Here is a 19,990-nt window from a genome sequence, read left to right on the forward strand (position 1 = left end):
AAACTCCTAGAAAATCCGTACGAGGAAGATGGCTTGTTTTTTGTTTCGCCCTGGCCGCCGGGCTCGTCCACCCTCCGCGGGGTACAATCCAACCTATGTTGGATAACTTCAGCGAGAAGTGAAAGGCGCTTCTCCCATCCCCAATAGGGATCACGACGGGGCTCACGGACGAATGAAACCGGCAATCAAGAACAAATTCGTATTCGCCACGGTCGCTGTCGCGCTCGTTGCGGCCGGCCTGGTCGCGTGGCAGTCAATGAAACCGTCCGGCCCGGGCGACGCGTTCATCAGCGGCAACGGCCGGATCGAGGCGACCGAGATCGACGTCGCGACGAAGCTCGCGGGCCGCGTGCAGGACATCTTCGCGAATGAAGGGGACTTCATCCGCGCCGGCGAGCCGCTCGCGCAGATGCAGATCGACGTGCTCGAGGCGCAGCGCGCGGAGGCGGCGGCGCGCCAACAGCAGGCGATCAACGCGGTGGCGAGCGCCGAGGCCGCGGTCGCGGCGCGCGAGAGCGACGTTGCCACGGCCAAGGCCGTCGTCGCGCAGCGCGAAAGCGAGCTCGACGCCGCGGGTCGGCGGCTCGCCCGCTCGCAGGCGCTGTCCGCGGACGGCGCCGTGTCGATCCAGGTGCACGACGACGACCGCGCCAATGCGCGCGGCGCGCAGGCCACGCTCGCTGCGGCGAAGGCGCAGGTGGCCGCCGCGCGCGCCGCGGTCGCGGCGGCGAAGGCCGAGCTCGTGGGAGCGCGCTCCGCGGTGACTGCGGCCGAGGCGACGGTGGCGCGCATCGACGCCGACATCGCCGACAGCCGGCTCAAGTCGCCGCGCGACGGACGGGTACAGTTCCGCATCGCACAGCCCGGCGAGGTGCTCGGCGCCGGCGGCAAGGTGCTCAATCTCGTCGATCTTGCGGACGTCTACATGACGTTCTTCCTTCCGGAGAGAGCGGCCGGAAAGGTCGCGCTCGGAAGCGACGTGCGGATCATCCTCGACGCGGCGCCCGCCTACGTGATTCCGGCGAAGGTGTCGTTTGTCGCATCGACCGCGCAGTTCACGCCGAAAACGATCGAGACCGCGAGCGAGCGGCAGAAGCTGATGTTCCGCGTGAAGGCGCAGATCGCGCCCGAGCTGCTGCGCCAGCACCTGCAACAGGTGAAGACCGGCCTGCCCGGCGTGGCGTGGCTGAAGCTCGACCCGCAGGCCGAATGGCCCGAGTCGCTCGCGGTCAAAGTTCCGTAATGAACACGAACCGCGGCGACGGCCCCGCTGCCCGCCTCGTCGACGTCACGCTTCGTTACGGGACGACGCTCGCGCTCGACGCGGTCGATCTCGATATTCCGGCCGGCCGCATGGTGGGGCTGATCGGCCCGGACGGGGTCGGCAAATCGAGTCTGCTGGCGCTCGTCGCCGGGGCGCGGGCGGTGCAGGAAGGCCGCGTCGAAGCGCTCGGCGGCGACATGTCGAGCCGCGCACACCGCAATGCCGTGTGCCCTCGCATCGCCTACATGCCGCAGGGGCTCGGCAAGAACCTGTACCCGACGCTGTCGATCGAGGAGAACCTGCAGTTCTTCGGCCGGCTCTTCGGCCACGACGCGGTCGAACGGCGGCGGCGCATCGACACCCTCACCGGGGCGACCGGCCTGCGCCCATTCCTCGACCGTCCGGCCGGCAAGCTCTCCGGCGGAATGAAGCAGAAGCTCGGGCTGTGCTGCGCGCTGATCCACGATCCGGACCTGCTGATCCTCGACGAACCGACGACCGGCGTCGATCCGCTCGCCCGCAACCAGTTCTGGGACCTGATCGGCCACATTCGAGACGGCCGGCCGGGCATGAGCGTGCTCGTCGCGACCGCGTACATGGACGAAGCCGAGCGCTTCGACTGGCTCGTCGCGATGGATGCGGGCGAAATCCTCGCGACCGGCACGCCGCGCGAGCTCCACGCGCGCACCGGCACGGACTCGCTCGAGGCGGCGTTCATCGCGCTGCTGCCCGAGGAGAAAACCCGCGGCCACGAGCGTGTCGTCGTGCCGCCGCTCGGCACGGGCGACGAGGCGATCGCGATCGAGGCGCGCGACCTGACGATGCGCTTCGGTGATTTCACCGCGGTCGATCACGTGAATTTCCGCATCCGCCGCGGCGAGATTTTCGGCTTTCTCGGTTCGAACGGCTGCGGCAAGTCGACGACGATGAAGATGCTGACCGGCCTGCTGCCGCCGACCGAGGGCAAGGCCTGGCTGTTCGGCACCGAGGTCGACCCGCACGATCTCGCGACGCGGGCGCGGGTCGGCTACATGTCGCAGGCGTTCTCGCTCTATTCCGAGCTCACCGTGCGGCAGAACCTCGTGCTGCACGCGCGACTGTTTCACGTCCCCGAGCCGGAGATTCCGGCGCGCGTGGCCGAGATGGTGTCGCGCTTCGGTCTCGACCACGTCGTGGACGCGCTGCCCGACAGCCTGCCGCTCGGCATCCGCCAGCGGCTGTCGCTCGCGGTCGCGATGGTGCACAAGCCCGAATTGCTGATCCTCGACGAGCCGACTTCGGGCGTCGATCCGATCGCGCGCGACAACTTCTGGCGGCTGATGATCGGCCTCGCGCGCAACGATCGCGTGACGATCTTCATCTCGACCCATTTCATGAACGAAGCCGAGCGTTGCGACCGGATCTCGCTGATGCACGCAGGCCGCGTGCTCGACAGCGACACGCCGGCTGAACTCGTGCGCAAGCGCGGCGCGGCGACGCTCGAAGCCGCCTTCATCGCCTACCTGGAGGAGGCCGGGGCGCAGGGGGAAGCGGCCGCCGAGAAGACCGAGACGTCCGAGTCGCCGCCGCCTGCCCCCTCAGCGCCGCGCCGACGCTTCAGCCTCGCCCGCGCTTTGAGCTACAGCGGGCGCGAAGCGCTCGAACTGCGGCGCGATCCCGTTCGCGGCACGCTCGCCTTGGTCGGCAGCCTGCTGCTGATGCTGATCATGGGCTACGGCATCTCGATGGACGTCGAGGATCTCAGCTTCGCCGTTCTCGACCGCGACCAGACGACGCTGAGCCAGAACTACGTGCTGAACCTCTCGGGCTCGCGCTACTTCGTCGAACGCCCGCCGGTTACCGATTACGCCGACCTCGACCGGCGGATGCGCAGCGGTGAGATTTCGCTCGCGATCGAGATCCCGGCCGGCTTCGCGCGCGACGTGAAGCGCGGAACGCCTGTGCAGATCGGTGCGTGGATCGACGGCGCGATGCCGTCGCGGGCCGAAACGGTGCGGGGCTACGTGCAGGGGATGCACCGGGCGTGGCTCGTCGAGCTCGCGAGGACACGCCTCGGCCAGAGCGTGGATGCCGGCGCGGCGACGATCGAAACCCGCTTCCGCTACAACCCCGACGTGAAGAGCCTGCCGGCGATGGTCCCCGCCGTCATACCGATCCTGCTGCTGATGATCCCGTCGATGCTGACGGCCCTGTCCGTGGTGCGCGAGAAGGAGCTCGGCTCGATCATCAACCTCTATGTCACGCCGGTGACGCGGACCGAGTTCCTGCTCGGCAAGCAACTGCCCTACCTTGTGCTCGGGATGGTGAACTTCCTGCTGATGACGCTGCTGGCCGTCACGCTGTTCGGTGTGCCGCTCACCGGCAGCTTCATGACGCTGGCGCTCGGGGCGCTGATCTTCATCGGCTTCTCGACCGGCTTCGGGCTGTTCGCGTCGACCTTCACGCGCAGCCAGATCGCCGCGATGTTCGTCGCGATGATCGGCACGCTGCTGCCCGCCACCCAGTTGTCGGGGCTGCTGAACCCGGTGTCTTCGCTCGAAGGGCCCGGACGGCTGATCGGCGAGATCTATCCGGCAACGCATTTCTTCATCATCAGCCGCGGAGTGTTCGGCAAGGGCCTGGACCTGTCGGACCTGCAGGGCGCATTCGTGCCGATGCTGCTGTCGGTACCGGTCATCATCGGCCTGGCGATCGCGTTGCTGCGGAAGCAGGAACGCTGAGAACCCATGAAGGAATCGACAATGGCGAGTCGGGTGCAAGGCGCGATCGAGCGGGCGACGGGACATGTGGAGCAGACGATCCAGGAGCGGGCGCATGAGCAAGGCACCGATCGGCACACGCAACAGATTGATCCACAAATTCCGAGATGAGCCGCGCATCGAACATTTACCGCCTCGGCATCAAGGAGTGGTGGAGCCTGCTGCGCGATCCGACGATGCTGGTGCTGATCGTGTGGACCTTCTCGGTGTCGATCTACGTCGCCGCGACCGCGATGCCCGATTCGCTCAGCCGCGCCGCGATCGCGATCGTCGACGAGGACGCCTCGCCCCTTTCGGCCCGCATCGTGTCGGCGTTCTACCCGCCGCACTTCCAGCACCCCGTCATCGTGTCGCTGCCCGAGGTCGACCCCGCGATGGACGCCGGCCGCTACACCTTCGTGCTCGACATTCCGCCCGACTTCCAGCGCGACGTGCTGGCGGGCCGCTCGCCCGCCGTCCAGCTCAACGTCGATGCGACGCGGATGAGCCAGGCCTTCACAGGCAGCGGCTACATCCAGCAGATCGTCCTCGATGAAGTCCAGGAATTCGTCCAGCGCTATCGCGGCAGCGCCGCGCCGCCGGTCGAGCTCGCGCTGCGCGCGCGCTTCAACCCGTCGCTGACCGCCGCGTGGTTCGGCTCGGTGATGGAGGTCATCAACGCGGTGACGATGCTGTCGATCATCCTGACCGGCGCGGCGCTGATCCGCGAGCGCGAGCACGGCACCGTCGAGCACCTGCTCGTGATGCCGGTGACGCCCACCGAGATCATGCTCGCGAAGGTGTGGTCGATGGGGGTCGTCGTGCTCGTCGCGACGGCGTTCTCGATCGCCGTCGTCGTCCGCGGCGCCCTTGGCGTGCCGATCGAGGGCTCAGTCGCGCTCTTTCTCGCGTGCGCAGCGCTGCACCTGTTTGCGACGACGTCGATGGGCATCTTCATGGCGACCGTCGCCCGCTCGATGCCGCAGTTCGGCCTGCTGATGATGCTGACCTTGCTGCCGATGCAAATGCTCTCGGGCGGCACGACCCCCCGCGAGAGCATGCCCGAGTTCGCGCAGAGCGTGATGCTCGCCGCGCCGACGACGCATTTCGTCTCCGCCGCGCAGGCGATCCTTTATCGCGGCGCGGGCTTCGACATCGTGTGGCCGCAGTTCCTCGCGATCGCGACGATCGGGCTGGTGTTCTTCCTGATCGCACTGTCGCGGTTTCGCAAGACAATCTCATTGATGGCGTGAAAGGCGAGCGGCGCGGCGCGTTCCGCTCATCCCTACCCATGTCGTGACCGGACTTCGCCATCCCCCACGGTACCGCTCGGAGTGGGAGACGGAGACAAAACGCCCGGAATACCGACCGCATCCGCCTGACCGGATGCCGATCGGCGGAACGAGGGACGGTCAGGCTTCGACGACCATCCTCGACCGCATTTCCATATGCATCGCATGGCAGAAATGCGTGCAGTAGCACCAGAACACGCCCGCCTTGTTCGCCTTGAACGTCACCGACTTGGTTTCCTGCGGGTTGACGATGAAGTTGATGTTGTGGCGCTGGATGGCGAAACCGTGCGTCAGGTCTTCGATCTTGTCGAGGTTGGTGAGGATGATGGTGACTTCGTCGCCTTTCTTCACCCGGAATTCGGGCAGGCTGAATGCGGGCGCCTGGCTGACGAGTTTCACTGTGACCTTGTTGCCGTCCCGGAATACGCCTGATTCCTTCGCGTCGCGCACCGCGTTCGGAAAGTCGTCGAGCTTGTACATCTGCTTCGGCGTGATGATCTCGCGGCGGATGATGATCGAGTCGTGTGGTTCGGACGACACGGGGTTGTCGTGCACGATCACCATCTTGTCGCCGCTGATGTCGATCAGCTGCGAGGTTTCGGGATGCAGCGGGCCGACCGGGAGGAAGCGGTCCTTCGAGAACTTGTTGTCGGACACGAGGAACTTGCCGTCGCATTCGCGCGTTTCGCCCATCGACGTGAAGCCGTGGCCCGGCTGGTAATGCACGTCGAGGCGTTCGACGACGACGGTCGCGTCCTTGTCGCCCTGGTAGGACTTGATCGCGCCTTCGATGCTCCATTTCACGATCTGACTGTCGAGGAACATCGTCGTGTACGCGTAGCCGCGGCCGTCGAACGCGGTATGCAGCGGCCCGAGGCCGAGTTCCGGTTCGGCGACGACGGCCTTGCGCGGTTCGCCAAGCTCGCCGTCGAACCATTTCAGCACGAGCTCGTGCGCGATCAGGCTGCCCGACGGCGAGAGCTTGCCGGCGCACGCGTAATACTTGCCATCGGGGCTGATATTGACGCCGTGCGGGTTCTTCGGGATCGGAACGTAGCAGGTGAGCGCGGTTTTCGGATCGGCGTTCGCCGCTTTCGAGCCGTCGACGACCGGCACTTTCGAGTCACCGTAGGTCTTGAATTTGCCGTCCTTGACGGCCTGCTCGATGCGCGCGACGTTGAAGAACAGGCACGAATCCCATTCGGCCGACATCATGTCGGGGTACGTCGTGCCCATCTCGCTGTTGTACTGCGTGGTCGCCGCGAGCTTGCCGTCGTACGCGGTGGCGACCAGTTCGCAGTTGCCGTCGATCAGCACCTGCCAGCGGACCTCCATCGACTCCGAGTCGACGCACGTGAAGAGCGACCTGTAGCCCGCCGTGTCGTCGATGCCCTTGCCGAAGTTCGGCAGCGGAACCGAAAACTCGGCACCGCAGAAAACCCGCGTCGTGTGATTGATCGCAGCGTCCACCGGGTCGCACTTGTCGGGGAAGGTGCCGTGGAAACCCTGGATATTGGGAATCTCGGTGATCTTGTCGCATTCCATCGTGTCGAGACGGACGCGCGCGAGGCGGCAATTGATCTTGTCGTTGACGAACAGGTATTTGCCGTCGTACGTGCCGTCCGTATAGGACGGGTGGAGGTGGTGCGTATCGCCGGTATTGAATTTCACGGAGCCGTCCGGATTCGTTCCGATGATCGCCTTCGATTCGTTCGTGATGCCCCAGCCGACCATGCAGTCGGTATTGAAGACCGGAATGCGCTTGAACTCCCGACCCGACGGCAGGCCGAAGACGCGAACGTCGCCCGCGTGGCCGGCGCTCGAAAACATGTAATAGGTATCGAGCTGGCCCGGCGGGACGGAGTACGAATCCGAATGCGACGCGGGGGCGGCCGCGCCGGGTTGGGCGGTAGCTGCGCCCGTATCCTGCTTGCATGCGGCGAGGCCGACGCTCAATCCCGCGCCGGCAAGGCCAGCGAAGGCGGTCGTGTTCAGGAATCGACGACGGCTCAGATCCGCCGGCTGTCTGGATGAAGTCTCGTTCATGTGATCTTGGTTCCGTGATCAGAAGGAAATATCGCCGGCCGATCCGGAGCGCGGACGGGGGCGCACGAACGGCGCCGTCGCGCGGGTGCGCGCAGGCCGCAAGCATCCGGATGGGAGCGATCGGCGGCAGCCGCAGCGGCGGATGCCTGAACCCGATGTTGCCCTGCAGTGCGGCACCGCAACAGTTACAGAGTGCGCCAAATCCGAGCGGTACAGAGAGTCGGGCGGCTCCCGGGACGGAGCCGGCCAGCGACGCAGGCGGGGTCGAACTGCTCGGGACGGCCGCCCCGCGCGCAGCCGCCGGCCGCGTGCTAGGCAGCGGGCTGTTGAGCGTCGCGCAGAAAGCGATAAATCGTCGAGCGCGATACGCGAAGCGCCGCGGCGGCGGCGCTGACGTTGCCGTCGAGCTTGTCGAGCACCCAGACGATGTACTCGCGCTCGAACTCATCGAGCGGCGTGATGCCGGAAAACGCCCGTCGCTCGGCCGGAGCGGAAGGCTTGTCGGGCGGGATCGACAGGATCGAGCAGACGGTCGCTTCGTCGATCGTGTCGCCGTCGTTGAATACGAGGAGGCGCTCGATGACGTTGCGCAGCTCGCGCACGTTGCCCGGCCAGCGGTAATCGACGAGCCGCGCAAGCGCTTCCGGCGTCGGGCGTGGGGGACGGGCCACGCCCGACGCGCCGTGGCGCAGCAGGTGGTCGACGAGCAGCGGGATGTCCTCGCGCCGCTCGCGCAACGGCGGAACCTGGATATGCACGACGTTGAGCCGATACAGCAGGTCGTGGCGGAACTTGCCTTCGGCGACGAGCGCTTCGAGGTCGCGGTGCGTCGCGGCGATGACGCGCGCGTGCGTGCGACGCAGCGCGGTCGCGCCGAGCTGGCGGAATTCGCCGCTGTCGAGCACGCGCAGGAGCTTCGTCTGACAGGCCGCGGGAAGCTCGCCGATCTCGTCGAGGAAGAGCGTGCCGCTGCTCGCGACCTGGAACAGGCCCTCCTTGTCGGCGCTTGCACCGGAGAACGCGCCGCGCTTGTGACCGAAGAGCTCGCTCTCGACGAGGTCGTCGTCGAGCAGGCCGCAGTTGAGCGGCACGTAGGACTCGGCGGCGCGGGCGCTCCAGCGATGCAGCGCGCTCGCGACGACTTCCTTGCCGGCGCCGCTCTCGCCGGTGATCAGCACCGGCACGTCGAGCGGCGCGGCCTTGCGCACGAGCGCGAGCGTGCGCTGCCATGCGGGGCTCTGCCCGATCACGCCGCGCTCGTCGCCGCCGCGCAGATGCGCGACTTCGGCGCTCAGCCCCGCGCAGCGCGCCGTCATCGCGCGCCGCTCCAGCGCGCGCTCGACGATGATGTCGAGCTCGGTGAGCTTGTACGGCTTCGACAGGTAATCGAACGCGCCGAGCTTCATCGCCGAAATCGCGGTGTCGACGTGGCCGTGGCCGGTCAGGATCACGACTTCGATCAGCGGGTCGAGCGCCTTCAGGCGCTGTAGCAGTTCGATGCCGTCCATGCCCGGCATCCTGATGTCGACGAGCGCGAGGTCGACCGGGCCGCGCGCCGCGCATTCGAGCGCCGCCTCGCCGTTCTCCGCTTCGCTGAGGCGATAACCTGCGCGGCCGAGGCGGCTCGTCAGCAGCTGGCGGTACAGCGCCTCGTCGTCGACGATCAGGATGTGGGCGTTCGCGGGCATGGTCCCTCCGTTGCGGCGTCCTCGGGCGGCAGCGTGATGCGGAACCACGCACCGCCCTCGGCCCGGTTGCCGCAGGTGATCCGGCCGCCGAGCTCGGACATGATGCCGTAGCAGATCGACAGGCCGAGGCCGGTGCCGCGGCCGGGTGGCTTGGTCGTGAAGAACGGGTCGAACACGTGATCGATGACGCCCGCGGGCAGGCCCGGCCCGTCGTCGAGAACGTCGAGTTCGGCGCCGGCCGGCGTCCCGCGCAGTTCGAGGCGGATGCGGCCCGCGCCCCCCATCGCGTCGCGCGCATTCTTCAGCAGGTTCTGGATCACCTGGTCGAGCAGGATGGGATTGCCGCGGACCAGCGGCGGCGCGTTCGTGGCGCGGACCTCGATGTCGAGGCCGCGGGCGAAGCCGGTGTCCTGGTAGGAATCGAGCCGCTCGCGCACATACAGCGTCAGGTCCAGCGGCTCGACCGGTGCGATCTGTTGGCGCGAGAACAGCAGCAGGTTGTCGGTGATCGCCTTGCAGCGCAGCGCCTGCTGCTGGATCGTCGCGAGGCCGCGGCGGATGACGTCGAGGCCCGGCCCGCCCTCACCCGCCGGCACCGCATCCATCAGCGATTGCAGCTCCTCGGCGAAACCCGACACGAGCCCGAGCGGATTGTTGATCTCGTGCGCGATGCCGGACGCGAATTCGCCGAGCGAGCTGAGCCGGTTCGCCTGCGCCAGCTGGCGCTCCATCTCGCGCCGCGCGGTGATGTCGCGGGCGACGCCGATCACGCCCTCGCGTTTGCCGTTCGTCCACAGCACGGCAGTGGCGACTTCGAGCAGGCAGTTCGGACCGTTCTTCGGTTCGAGCATGATCTCGAACGGCTTTCCGTCCGCGCCGCCGATGCGCCGCTCGAAGTCCTTTTCGACGCGCATCGCCGACGCGCGCGGCATGAACTCCGCACACCGTCGGCCGACCGCCTCGTCGGCGTGCACGCCGAGCAGCTCGGCCATGCGGTTGTTCACGAAGCTCAGCCGCGCGTCGAGATCGAGGATGTACACCGCATCATTGATGACGTCCTGGATCTGCTGCTCGCGGTTTTCGAGCCGCGCCGCGTATTCGGTCAGCTTGCGCTCGCGCTCCTGCTGCGCGGTGATGTCGATCGCGAGCCCGCTGTAGCCGACGATCTTGTCGTCCTTGAGCACGGGCTCGACCCGCAGCTGCACCGGAAAATGCCGCCCCGCGGTATCGCTCATGACGACGTCGGTCTTTGTCACCGCGCGCTGCCGGGCGGCGTTCTTCAGAAAGCTGCCGGCCCGCGCGCGGTACGCGGGCAGCACGAGGTCGTTCAGCCGCAAGGTCGACAACCGGTCCTCGGCGATGCCGAGCCGCGTACGCCCGGCCTTGTTCAGCTGCACGAGGCGTCCGGACGCGTTCAGCGCGAACACCATTTCCGGCAGGTCCTCGATGAGGTTGCGGTAGCGCTGCTCGGACGCCTCGAGTTCGCGCGTGCGCTCGAAGACCTTGCCTTCGAGCACGTCGATGCGATCCTTGATGTTCAGTGGTTTGAAATGCTCGCGCAGTTCCGCCACATCGGGGCAATCGTCGGCGTTCATCAACGTCCAGGCGCAGTGGTCGTCGCCCCGCCCTTCGCACGCGTGCTCGACGCAGATCATGTCGGTCTGGAACACGTACGACGCGAAGCCCGACGCGTAGCCCGCGAGCGTCCAGCACACCGCGTCCTCGGAGCGGCCGAACAGCCGCAGGTGCTGTTCGGCCTCGTACGAGCGCCGCCAGCGACCGCCCATGCGGTAGCGCCCGCGCTCCCGGGCGATTTCGACGTATTCCGTCTCGACGCACGCGATGCCTGCGAACATGTGCGTGCACGGGCCGCCGCGTACGAACTCCTCGATCGTGTCCGGTCGCATGTAGTCGGCCAGCAGCCCGGCGTCCTCGTGGCCGCAACTGAAGCCATAGCGCGTGAAGATCACCTTCGCGGTCGCGACGCCGAGCGTCTCCACCAGCTCCTTGCGCAGCGCCCCCATCGCATCGGTGTGCAACAGGATCGCGCGCCGGCCACTGAACTGGATGACGCCCCGCTCGGGCGCGAATTCCACGAGACTGGCGAGTTCGAGTTGATCCGCACGCATTTCGCCGCCCCTCCCCCTCAGGAACGCGTCATCTGCCCGTCACCGCCGCAATGACGCCCGCTCCCCGAGACGGGCGGCGACCCGACGAGCCGCCCGCTTCACGGATACGGCCGATGCGGATGCGATTGGCGCATCTACGGTCGGCCGCCCCTTTCAATGAGCGCCCTGCGTCGCCTCCCGCAGGCTCGCGCGCGCCTCCGCCTCGGTGCCCGTCCGACGCTCGCGCTCGACCCCGGGCTCGGCGAACTGCTTGACGATCAACGCAGCCGTCGCGATCAGACCGGGAATCGCAACGACCATGAAGACCTCGCTGAAGCCGAGCTTCTGGCGCGCGAGCTCGGCGACGAGGAAGGACCCGGCGATGCCGCCGAAGCGGCCGATCCCGAGCATCCACGCGACGCCGGTGGCGCGACCCTGGGTCGGATAGAACGCCGCGGCCAGCGCGGGCATCGACACCTGCGCGGTGTTCATGATCGTCCCCGCGAGGAACACGACGAGCACGAGCGCACCGACCTCGCCGGCGACCTGCCCGATCGCGTAGATCGCCGCGGCCGTCAACGCATAGCCGATCGCGATGATCCGGTTCGCGTTGAAGCGATCCATCAGCCAGCCGAAGAAGATCGCGCCGCATCCGCCCAGCGGAAACAGCGCCGCGGTGAGCGTCGCGGTCTTCGGGTCCAGCCCCGCGTCCTTGAACAGGATCGGCATCCAGTTGATCAGCGCGTAGAAGATCACGAGCCCCATGAAGTACGCGAGCCACAGCATCAGCGTGCCGACGGCGTAGGACCGCGACAACACCACGGCCAGGCCGCGCTTGCCTTCCGCGGCCGAGCTGACCTCGGTGAGGTGGAAGGACCGCGCACCGGCTGCCGCGGCCGAGATGCGGCTGAGCACCGCGCGCACGCGCTCGGTCGGCATCCCCTTCGCGACCATGTAGCGCACCGACTCGGGCATCCACAGCAGCATCAGCACGATGAGCACCACCGGCGCGACACCGCCGAGCACCAGCACGCTGCGCCAGCCGAACTGAGGGATCATCCACGCGGCGAGGAAACCGCCCAGCGCGGCTCCGAGGGGAAAGCCGGAGAACATCGCATTGGTGAGCAAGGCGCGACGCTTCGCCGGACAGTATTCGCTGATCAGCGTGACCGCGTTCGGCATCGCGGCGCCGAGTCCGAGGCCGGTGATGAAGCGCCATACCGTCAGGCTGTGCAGATCATGGGCGAAGGCCGAGGCCAGACAGGCGACTGCAAACACCAGCACCGACACGTTCAGGACGAGCCGGCGGCCGAGACGGTCGGACAAAGGTCCGGACCCGAGCGCGCCGGCGGCGAGCCCGAAGAGCGCCGCGCTCAGCACCGGCGCAAGGTCCGGTTTCGTGACGCCCCATTCCTGGATCAGCGAGGGTGCGATGTAGCCGATCGCGGCGGTATCGAATCCGTCGAGCAACACGATCAGGAAGCACAACGCGAAGATGAGCCACTGAAAACGCGAGAACGGCTGCTCGTTGATGAACGTCTGTACGTCTACGTCCGCTTTGTTGGACATGGATGTCTCCTGTGCCGGTGCGGGAAGGGGAATCTCGAGCGGCGCCGGGGCAGGGTTTCCGGGCCGCTCGGATGTACGTCGTTTCAGGCGGCGACCGCCGTCAGCTGCTCGTGCAGTGCACGCAGTCGTCCGCGTTGCAGCTTGCCGGTCGGCGTCAGGGGGAGTTCCTCGAGCCAGTGGATCCAGCGCGGGCGGCGATGGCCGGGGAGCTGGCCGATGCCGGCTTCCATGTGACGCCGCGCTTCCTTCTCGCGGCCGGGAGCGGCGACGGCGAGGACCGCGAGCGCGGTGAGACCGTCCGCCGACGACACACCGACCGACGCGATCTGGTGCAGCGTGTCGCCACAAGCCGCGGTGAGCGCCTGTTCGACCCACAGCGTGCTGACCCACTGGCCGGCGATCTTCAGCATGTCGTCGTTGCGGCCGGTGTATTCGAGACGGCCGTCGTCGTGGCGCAGGAACATGTCGCCCGGCGAAAACCAGCCGTCACGAAAACCGTCCGCATCCGCCTCGGGCCGCTTCCAGTAGCCGCGCGCGACGACCGTATGCGACACCCAGATGCGTTGCGGGGCGATCGGGTCGGCGTCGTCCGCGTAGCGGACCTGCGTCAGCGGAGTCGGTCGCATCAGGCCCGAATCATCGTCGCTGTAGAGCATCAGGCACAACGTCTCGGACGTGCCGTAGCCGCTGATCAGTGTTTTTCCGGTCGCTTCGCGCCACGCCGAGCGGATCGTCGGCGGCAACGCCTCGCCCGCGGAGACGAAATGACAGATGCCGGCGCGCCCGATCCGTTCTCCCGCGCCCGACTGCAGCATCTTGTGATAGAGCGTCGGCACACAGAAGAACAGCGTCGGCGCGTAGCGCTCGACGATGTACTCGGCGCGCTCCGGCGTCGGCCACTGCCGGTCGAGGATCACCGTCGCCCCCGCGCGCAGGCCTGCAAACAGGCTGTTGCCGAGCGCATACGCAAAGAAGAGCTTCGACGTCGCATACAGCCGGTCCCCGGCGGTCAGCCCGAGGATTCCGCACGCGAACGAGTGCGCGTTGAGCACCGTGCGCTGCGCGTGGATGACCCCCTTCGGCACTCCGGTCGTTCCCGACGTGCCGATCCATAGCGCAGGGTCCTCGTCGTCGCGTGCGACGGCGTCGATCGGCGCGGCCGCGGCGAGGTATTGCGCCCAGTTCGACGTTCCCGGCCCGCTCGACACGATCTCGACCGAGATCTGCGCATCGCCGACGAGCAGCGCGGCCTCGTCGCGTTCGCACCAGACGAAGCGCGGCTCGCCTTCTGAAAGGATCGGCGCAAGCTCGCGCGCAGACAATCGCGGATTGACGCCGATCGCGACGCCGCCCGCCCAGATCACGCCGAGGTAGGCGACGACCCAGTCGATGCTGTCCGGCGCGAACACGACGACCCGATCCTCGGTCTTCAGACCGAGCGCCCGCCACGCGCCCGCCGCCACGCGAATCCTTTCGCGCAACTCGCCGTACGTCACTTGCCCGTCGTCGCTCTCGATCGCGATCGCCGTATCGGCGCCGGACGCGAGCAGGTATTCAGCTGCATTCATTCGCATGTCTCCCGTTAGAGGAAAGGACTTCGGTCATTCGATGAGCCGGACCATGAACAGCGTGAGGACCGGGAAGAACACCAGCAGGATGACGCGCAGCGCGTCCGACATCAGGAAGGGCACGATGCCGCGGAAAGTCGCCGACATCGGCACGTTCTTCGCGAGGCTGTTGATGATGTAGACGTTCATGCCGACCGGCGGCGTGATCAGTCCGACCTCGACGACCATCAGCGCGAGGACGCCGAACCAGATCGCCTTCTCGGTCTGATCGAGCCCCCAGAAGTCGAGCCCCATGACGATCGGCAGGAAGATCGGGATCGTCAGCAGGATCATCGACAGGCTGTCCATCACGCAGCCGAGGAACACGTAGATCAGGATGATCGCGAACAGCACCATCAGCGGCGGCAGCCCGGAGCCGGTCACCCAGCTCGCGAGCTCGGCGGGCATCTGCGTCAGCGCGAGGAAGACGTTCAGCACGTCGGCGCCGAGCAGGATCAGGAAGATCATCGCGGTCGCCTCGGCAGTCGCGTAGAGGCTGTCCATCAGACCCTTGAAGCGCATGCCCTTGATGACCGCGAGCGCTCCCGCTCCGAGCGCGCCGATCGACGCCGCTTCGGTCGGCGTGAAGATGCCGCCGTAGATGCCGCCGATGACGACGACGAAGATCGTCAGCACCGGCCACACGCCGATCAGCGCGGCGACGCGGTCGGCCCACTTCGTGCGCTCCGCGGCCGGGCCTGCCGTCGGATCGAGCCGGCACACCAGCACGATGACGAGCATGTAGCCGAGCGCCGCGATGATGCCCGGGACGAGTGCAGCAGCGAACAGCTTCGCGATGTTCTGCTCGGCGAGGATCGCGTAGATCACGAGCACGACCGACGGCGGAATCAGGATGCCGAGCGTGCCACCGGCAGCGAGCGTCGCGGTCGCGAGGGCCGGCGAGTAGTTCAGCCGCCGCAGCTCCGGCAGCGCGACCTGCCCCATTGTCGCCGCCGTCGCCAGCGACGAGCCGCAGATCGCGCCGAAGCCCGCACAGGCGCCGACGGCCGCGATCGCGACGCCGCCACGGCGGTGCCCGATCAACGAAGCGGCGGCGCCGAACAGCGCCTTCGACAATCCGCCCTGCGACGCGAAGCTGCCCATCAGCAGGAAAAGCGGCACGACGGACAGGTCGTAGATCGAATAGCGTCCGTACGCAGCGGTTTTCAGGTAGCCGAGCAGTGGCTCCCAGCCGGCCATCGTCACGTAGCCCGCCGCGCCGGTGACGAGCATCGAAATGCCGATCGGCACCCTCAGCGCGAGCAGCGTCAGCATGAACGCGAAAAACAGCCCACCGATCATCGTCCCGCTCACGGGCGATCTCCCTTGCACTTGACCCACGACGTATAGAAGGCGGTGGCGGAAAGCAGCACGAACGACGGCGACATCGCGACGTAGGCATACCAGGTCGGCACGCCGAGCAGCATCGAGGTCTCACCGCTCGCACGCAGGTCGACCGTGCCGGCGATCATCCGCCAGGCGACCAGCGCGGCGCAGACTCCGAACAGCAGCGCCCCGACACAGTCGAGCAACTCCCGCCCGCGCGGGCGCAGCCGGGTCGTGAAGAAATCGACGAACACATGCGTGCCGCGCATCTGTCCCCACGGCAGAAACGCCGCGACCGCGACCGCGGAACCGAGCTGCACGAGCTCGAAGTCGCCGAGCAGCGCGCTTCCGGTCAGCGTGCGCGACACGATGCTCGCGACGGACATCGTCGTGACCGCGACCAGGATGAGGCCGCCGGCTGCGGCGAGAATACGCGAGAGAAAGTAGAGCGAGCGGCCCACCGGACACTCGAGTGGACAGGACTGGGTAGCGACGGCTTCTGACACTTTTGCGGCTCCGGAAGAATCGCGATTCGTCCCGAAGCGGGCTCCGGGACGATCTGCAGGCATCGGTGAGCGCTTGCGCAGTCGGCGGGCCGCGCAGGCGCGACGGACTCAGTGCGGCTCGTACTTCTGCACGAGCGCCTGCGCGCTCTTCAGCAGCGCCTTGCCGTCGTAACCCTTGTCGCCGACTTCCGTGATCCACGAGTCGTAGACCCGCTGCCCGGCCTTCTCCCATTTCTGGAGTTCGGCGGCCGGCACGACGTTGAACTTGTTGCCGCGGTCGCTTGCGAGCTTGCGCGCGCTCGATGCCGAGTCGTCCCAGACCTTGCCGACCCACGCCGACGTCTCCGCGCCGCTGTTCGCATCGATCACCGCCTTGAGATCGGCGGGCAGACTGTCGTACTTGGCCTTGTTCATCGCGAAGATGAACGCCGTCGTGTACAGCGCGCGCGCCTTCGGATCGCCCTCGGTGTGGAACTTCACGAGTTCGTGCGCCTTGACGGCCGGGACGACCTCCCACGGCAGCATCGCGCCGTCGATGACGCCCTTCGACAGCGCCTCGGACACCTGCGGCGCTGGCATGCCGACCGGCGTCGCACCGAGAGCCGCGAGGAACTTGTTCGTCTGCCGGGTCGGTGCGCGCAGCTTCAGGCCGCGAAAATTCGACAGCTCGCCGATCGGCTTCTTGACGAGATGCAGCTGGCCGGCGTCGTGGACATGGAAGACCAGCGGCTTAACGTCCTTGTATTCGGTCTGGTCGAGCTTGTTGACGTGGATGTATTCCCACAGCGCGCGGCTCGACGACTCGGCCGTGTTGATCATGAACGGCAGTTCGAACACTTCGATTGCCGGGAAGCGGCCCGCGCTGTAGCCCGGCAGCGTCCATACGATGTCGGCGACGCCGTCGCGGACCTGGTCGATCAGCTGCGGCGGCGTCCCGCCGAGCTGCATCGCAGGATAGATCTCGCACTTGAGCCGGCCCGCCGACTCCTTGTTCACCTTGTCGCACCACGGCGTGATGAACTTCGCATGGGCGGTCGAGCCCGGCGGCAGGAAATGATGCACCTTCAGCTTCACTTCTTGTGCCGCGGCCATGCCGAGCGAAAGCGCCAACGCGGCTCCGACGACTGCCTTGATCGCGAACGTCTGCTTCTCCATCGTCTCCTCCTGTGAATCTTCCGTGCGCTGCTTTTGTTTTTTGCGAACGATAGGCTCGACGCTCCTCCCCCACAACCGGCTTTCGCGATTATTTGTCACGCAATTGATGCACATCAAACGTTATTGCGGCGCGTCACGCAAATCGCGCTCGTAGCCGGCCACGAAAAGGCGTCGCGATCACATTCTTTTTTCTTTACCGTCAATGGCTTGCGTTACGCCTCGGCAGCTCGTGCGGTGCCGCCGCCACGCCCTCCATTTTTTGTTTGACTTCCAACTGTTTGTTAATCACACTTCCGAACAAGCAGATCAAAGGAGACCAACAAATGGGCATCAGGGACAAAGTGGAAGCACTGTGCGAGCGCCTGCACGACGAGCCGCAATACGCGACCCAGGGGGCAGTGCTGTTCGTCGACCTGGAACGGCGCGAAACGCGCAGGAAGTACCTGCCGGTCGACGTCCTGCGCACCTTCCTCGGCGGGCGCGGCGCGAACATGTACCTCCTCTACAACCTGCTGCAGGAAGAACGCGACGCGCTCGATCCGGAAGTCCCGCTGATCTTCGGCGCCGGCACGCTGACCGGCGACATGCCCGCGGCGACGCGCGGCAACTTCACGAGCCGCTCGCCCGACAGCCACGCGATCCTCGACACCAACGGCGGCGACTACTTCCCGTCCTTCGTGAAGCGCCACGGCTACGACCACATCGTGCTGTACGGCCTCGCGCCACAGTGGACGCTGCTGCGCATCGCGTTCGATGAAGTCCAGTTCTTCGACGCGACGCCTTACGTCGGCCTCGACAACCTCGACCTGCCCGGCGCCATCGAACGCGACTTCGACTGCACCGAGCGCAAGGACATGGCGCTCGCCCGCATCACCACCGCCGGCGAGAACCTCGCGCTGTGCAGCGGCATCATGGGCGGCATCAAGGCGATCTGGGCGCGCGGCGGCGGCGGCGCGAAGATGGGTTCGCTGCGGCTCAAAGCCATCATGGTGCACGGCAAACCCGGCGAGGCGCCGAAAGTCGCCGAGCTCAAGGCGCACAACAAGGTGATCGGCAAGAAGATCACCTCGACGTCGGTGATCAAGAACGCGCTGAAGCAGGTCGGCACGCCCTTCCTGTACAAGCCGTCGCGGGTGCTCGGCGCGCTCGGCACGATGAACAACCAGAAGACCGCGTGGCACGAGACGCTCGATGCCGACAACTTCGACCCCTACCGCCCCGGCATGGACGGCTGCTTCAAGTGCCCGGTGCATTGCCGCAACCAGAACGACATGACGCCCGAGGGCAAGGGCGGCTGGGGCTCGGCGGCGCTGAAGGGCCTCAAGGGCAACGCGAGCTACGACAAGGCGCAGGCCGACATCGAGCACGGCAAGGAGCGCACCTACAACGGCATCCACAACGACGGCAAGTTCGACCAGTACGACAAGGGCGACGGGCCGGAGTACGTCACCGTCGGCAAGTTCGGTCCGATGATCGGCCTGAAGGAACCCGAGCAGATCCTGCGCCTGAACAACATCCTCAACGACCTCGGCCTCGATTCCGCCTCGACCGGCAGCGCGATCTCGTGGGCGATGGAGCTGTGGCAGCGCGGCATCATCGACGCGAGCCACACCGGCGGCCTCGACCTGTCCTGGGGCAACTACGAGACGGTCGAGAAGCTGCTCTTCATGACCGCGAAGCGCGAAGGCTTCGGCGACACCATCGCCGACTCGGCGCGCGCGGTGGAACGCGGCAAGTATCCGGCCGAAGCGCTCGACTACCGGATGGCGGTCAAGGGTCTGTTCCAGTCCGACCCGCACGACGCGCGCATCCTGAAAGCATTCGCGCTCGGCCTGTCGGTCGCGACGCGCGGCATGGACCACCTGCGCAACCGCGTCACGCTCGAAATCAACGCGCGCATCAACGACGACGCGCCGTTCAAGACCGAGCTCTATGGCGGCACGGTCGCGCCCGAACCGAACCGCTACGAAGGCAAGGAGATCGCGGTGCGCCGCTGCGAGAACACGTTCGCGGTCGGCGACTCGGTCGGCATGTGCCGCTTCAACACCAAGCTCTTCAATTCGCCGACGACGCCCGACCCGAGCGATTTCGCGGCGCAAGTGTCGGCCGCGACCGAGCTCGACTTCACCGGCGAGCAGCTCAACGAGATCGGCCGCAACATCACCGGCCTAGAGCGCCTGCTGAACTTCCGCTTCGGCCTGCGCGCGAAGGACGACACGCTGCCGCGGCGCTGGTTCGAGGAGGAAATCCAGGTCGGACCGTTCAAGGGCGAAAAGGTCGACCCGAAGGAGTTCAATGCGATGAAGGCGCGCTTCTACGACGTCACCGGCCTCAACGCCGAAGGCGTGCCGCGGGCCGACTGGCATCAGCAGCTCGCACGGACGACAACCGGCTTCGCGGTGTGCGTCGAGCTCCCGCAGCCGCTGCCGGGCGCGCCCGAGAAGACGGTAGTCATCGACGAGCGCGTCGGCAACGTGATCGAACTGCGCGACGCGCTGCGGCGCCGCTTTCCGGAAGCCCAGGACGCGCTCTCCGACCACTCGTGGAACGTCGCCGTCAATGGGCGGATGGTGCTCGCCGGCGAGCGCGAGACGGCGCTGAACGACGGCGACCGCGTCGCGCTGGTGCCGATCATCGCGGGGGGCTGACCCGCCTCTAGACGGCGGCCGGTGGAAGCGCGCAGCGGCGGCG

13 protein-coding genes are annotated in these 19,990 nt (G+C 66.9%); 5 read left to right on the top strand and 8 right to left on the bottom strand.

Annotated features, from left to right (window positions below; translation table 11 throughout):
* Window positions 1–172: 172 nt before the first annotated feature.
* From ROZ37_RS02150 to ROZ37_RS02165, 4 genes are read left to right on the top strand one after another with little or no spacing between them, the layout of a single operon-like run.
* A complete protein-coding gene (locus ROZ37_RS02150) occupies window positions 173–1,243 on the top strand; it encodes an HlyD family efflux transporter periplasmic adaptor subunit (protein WP_312657116.1) in 1,071 nt (356 codons plus the stop codon).
* Window positions 1,243–3,984, top strand: coding sequence for a ribosome-associated ATPase/putative transporter RbbA (gene rbbA, locus ROZ37_RS02155; RefSeq protein ID WP_312657118.1), 2,742 nt, complete (start codon window positions 1,243–1,245; stop codon window positions 3,982–3,984). Before ROZ37_RS02150 ends, rbbA begins: the two co-directional genes overlap by 1 nt.
* Before the next feature lie 6 nt (window positions 3,985–3,990).
* Window positions 3,991–4,134: a hypothetical protein gene (locus ROZ37_RS02160; RefSeq protein WP_312657120.1), complete on the top strand. Its 144-nt coding sequence runs from the start codon at window positions 3,991–3,993 to the stop codon at window positions 4,132–4,134.
* On the top strand, window positions 4,131–5,255 hold the full coding sequence (locus tag ROZ37_RS02165; RefSeq protein ID WP_312657121.1) for an ABC transporter permease: 1,125 nt from the start codon (window positions 4,131–4,133) through the stop codon (window positions 5,253–5,255). Before ROZ37_RS02160 ends, ROZ37_RS02165 begins: the two co-directional genes overlap by 4 nt.
* Window positions 5,256–5,414: 159 nt before the next feature.
* Here ROZ37_RS02165 and nosZ read toward each other — a convergent pair whose 3' ends face one another.
* The 8 genes from nosZ to ROZ37_RS02205 all read right to left on the bottom strand — a co-directional run bounded on the left by nosZ (window position 5,415) and on the right by ROZ37_RS02205 (window position 17,299).
* Window positions 5,415–7,340: a TAT-dependent nitrous-oxide reductase gene (gene nosZ, locus ROZ37_RS02170; protein WP_312657122.1), complete on the bottom strand. Its 1,926-nt coding sequence runs from the start codon at window positions 7,338–7,340 to the stop codon at window positions 5,415–5,417.
* A 311-nt stretch (window positions 7,341–7,651) separates the two neighbouring features.
* Window positions 7,652–9,028 (bottom strand): sigma-54 dependent transcriptional regulator, encoded by a 1,377-nt coding sequence (locus tag ROZ37_RS02175; RefSeq protein WP_312657124.1) that lies wholly within the window; start codon window positions 9,026–9,028, stop codon window positions 7,652–7,654.
* The gene (locus ROZ37_RS02180) at window positions 9,004–11,157 is read right to left on the bottom strand and encodes a PAS domain S-box protein (RefSeq protein WP_312657126.1); all 2,154 of its coding nucleotides are present in this window, start codon (window positions 11,155–11,157) and stop codon (window positions 9,004–9,006) included. Before ROZ37_RS02180 ends, ROZ37_RS02175 begins: the two co-directional genes overlap by 25 nt.
* A 153-nt stretch (window positions 11,158–11,310) precedes the next feature.
* Entirely contained in the window at window positions 11,311–12,705 is a 1,395-nt protein-coding gene (locus tag ROZ37_RS02185; protein WP_312657128.1) for an MFS transporter, read from the bottom strand.
* A gap of 83 nt (window positions 12,706–12,788) precedes the next feature.
* On the bottom strand, window positions 12,789–14,273 hold the full coding sequence (locus tag ROZ37_RS02190) for an AMP-binding protein (protein WP_312657130.1): 1,485 nt from the start codon (window positions 14,271–14,273) through the stop codon (window positions 12,789–12,791).
* 33 nt (window positions 14,274–14,306) lie between these two features.
* A complete protein-coding gene (locus tag ROZ37_RS02195) occupies window positions 14,307–15,626 on the bottom strand; it encodes a TRAP transporter large permease (RefSeq protein WP_409449920.1) in 1,320 nt (439 codons plus the stop codon).
* Window positions 15,623–16,099: a TRAP transporter small permease gene (locus ROZ37_RS02200; protein WP_312657132.1), complete on the bottom strand. Its 477-nt coding sequence runs from the start codon at window positions 16,097–16,099 to the stop codon at window positions 15,623–15,625. Before ROZ37_RS02200 ends, ROZ37_RS02195 begins: the two co-directional genes overlap by 4 nt.
* Window positions 16,100–16,252: 153 nt before the next feature.
* Entirely contained in the window at window positions 16,253–17,299 is a 1,047-nt protein-coding gene (locus tag ROZ37_RS02205; protein ID WP_312657133.1) for a TRAP transporter substrate-binding protein, read from the bottom strand.
* Between the two features lie 323 nt (window positions 17,300–17,622).
* Here ROZ37_RS02205 and ROZ37_RS02210 point away from each other — a divergent pair, with 323 nt between their 5' ends.
* Window positions 17,623–19,947, top strand: coding sequence for an aldehyde ferredoxin oxidoreductase C-terminal domain-containing protein (locus tag ROZ37_RS02210; RefSeq protein ID WP_312657135.1), 2,325 nt, complete (start codon window positions 17,623–17,625; stop codon window positions 19,945–19,947).
* Window positions 19,948–19,990 lie beyond the last annotated feature (43 nt).

This window comes from Aromatoleum sp., assembly GCF_032027225.1.
Classification (GTDB): domain Bacteria; phylum Pseudomonadota; class Gammaproteobacteria; order Burkholderiales; family Rhodocyclaceae; genus Aromatoleum.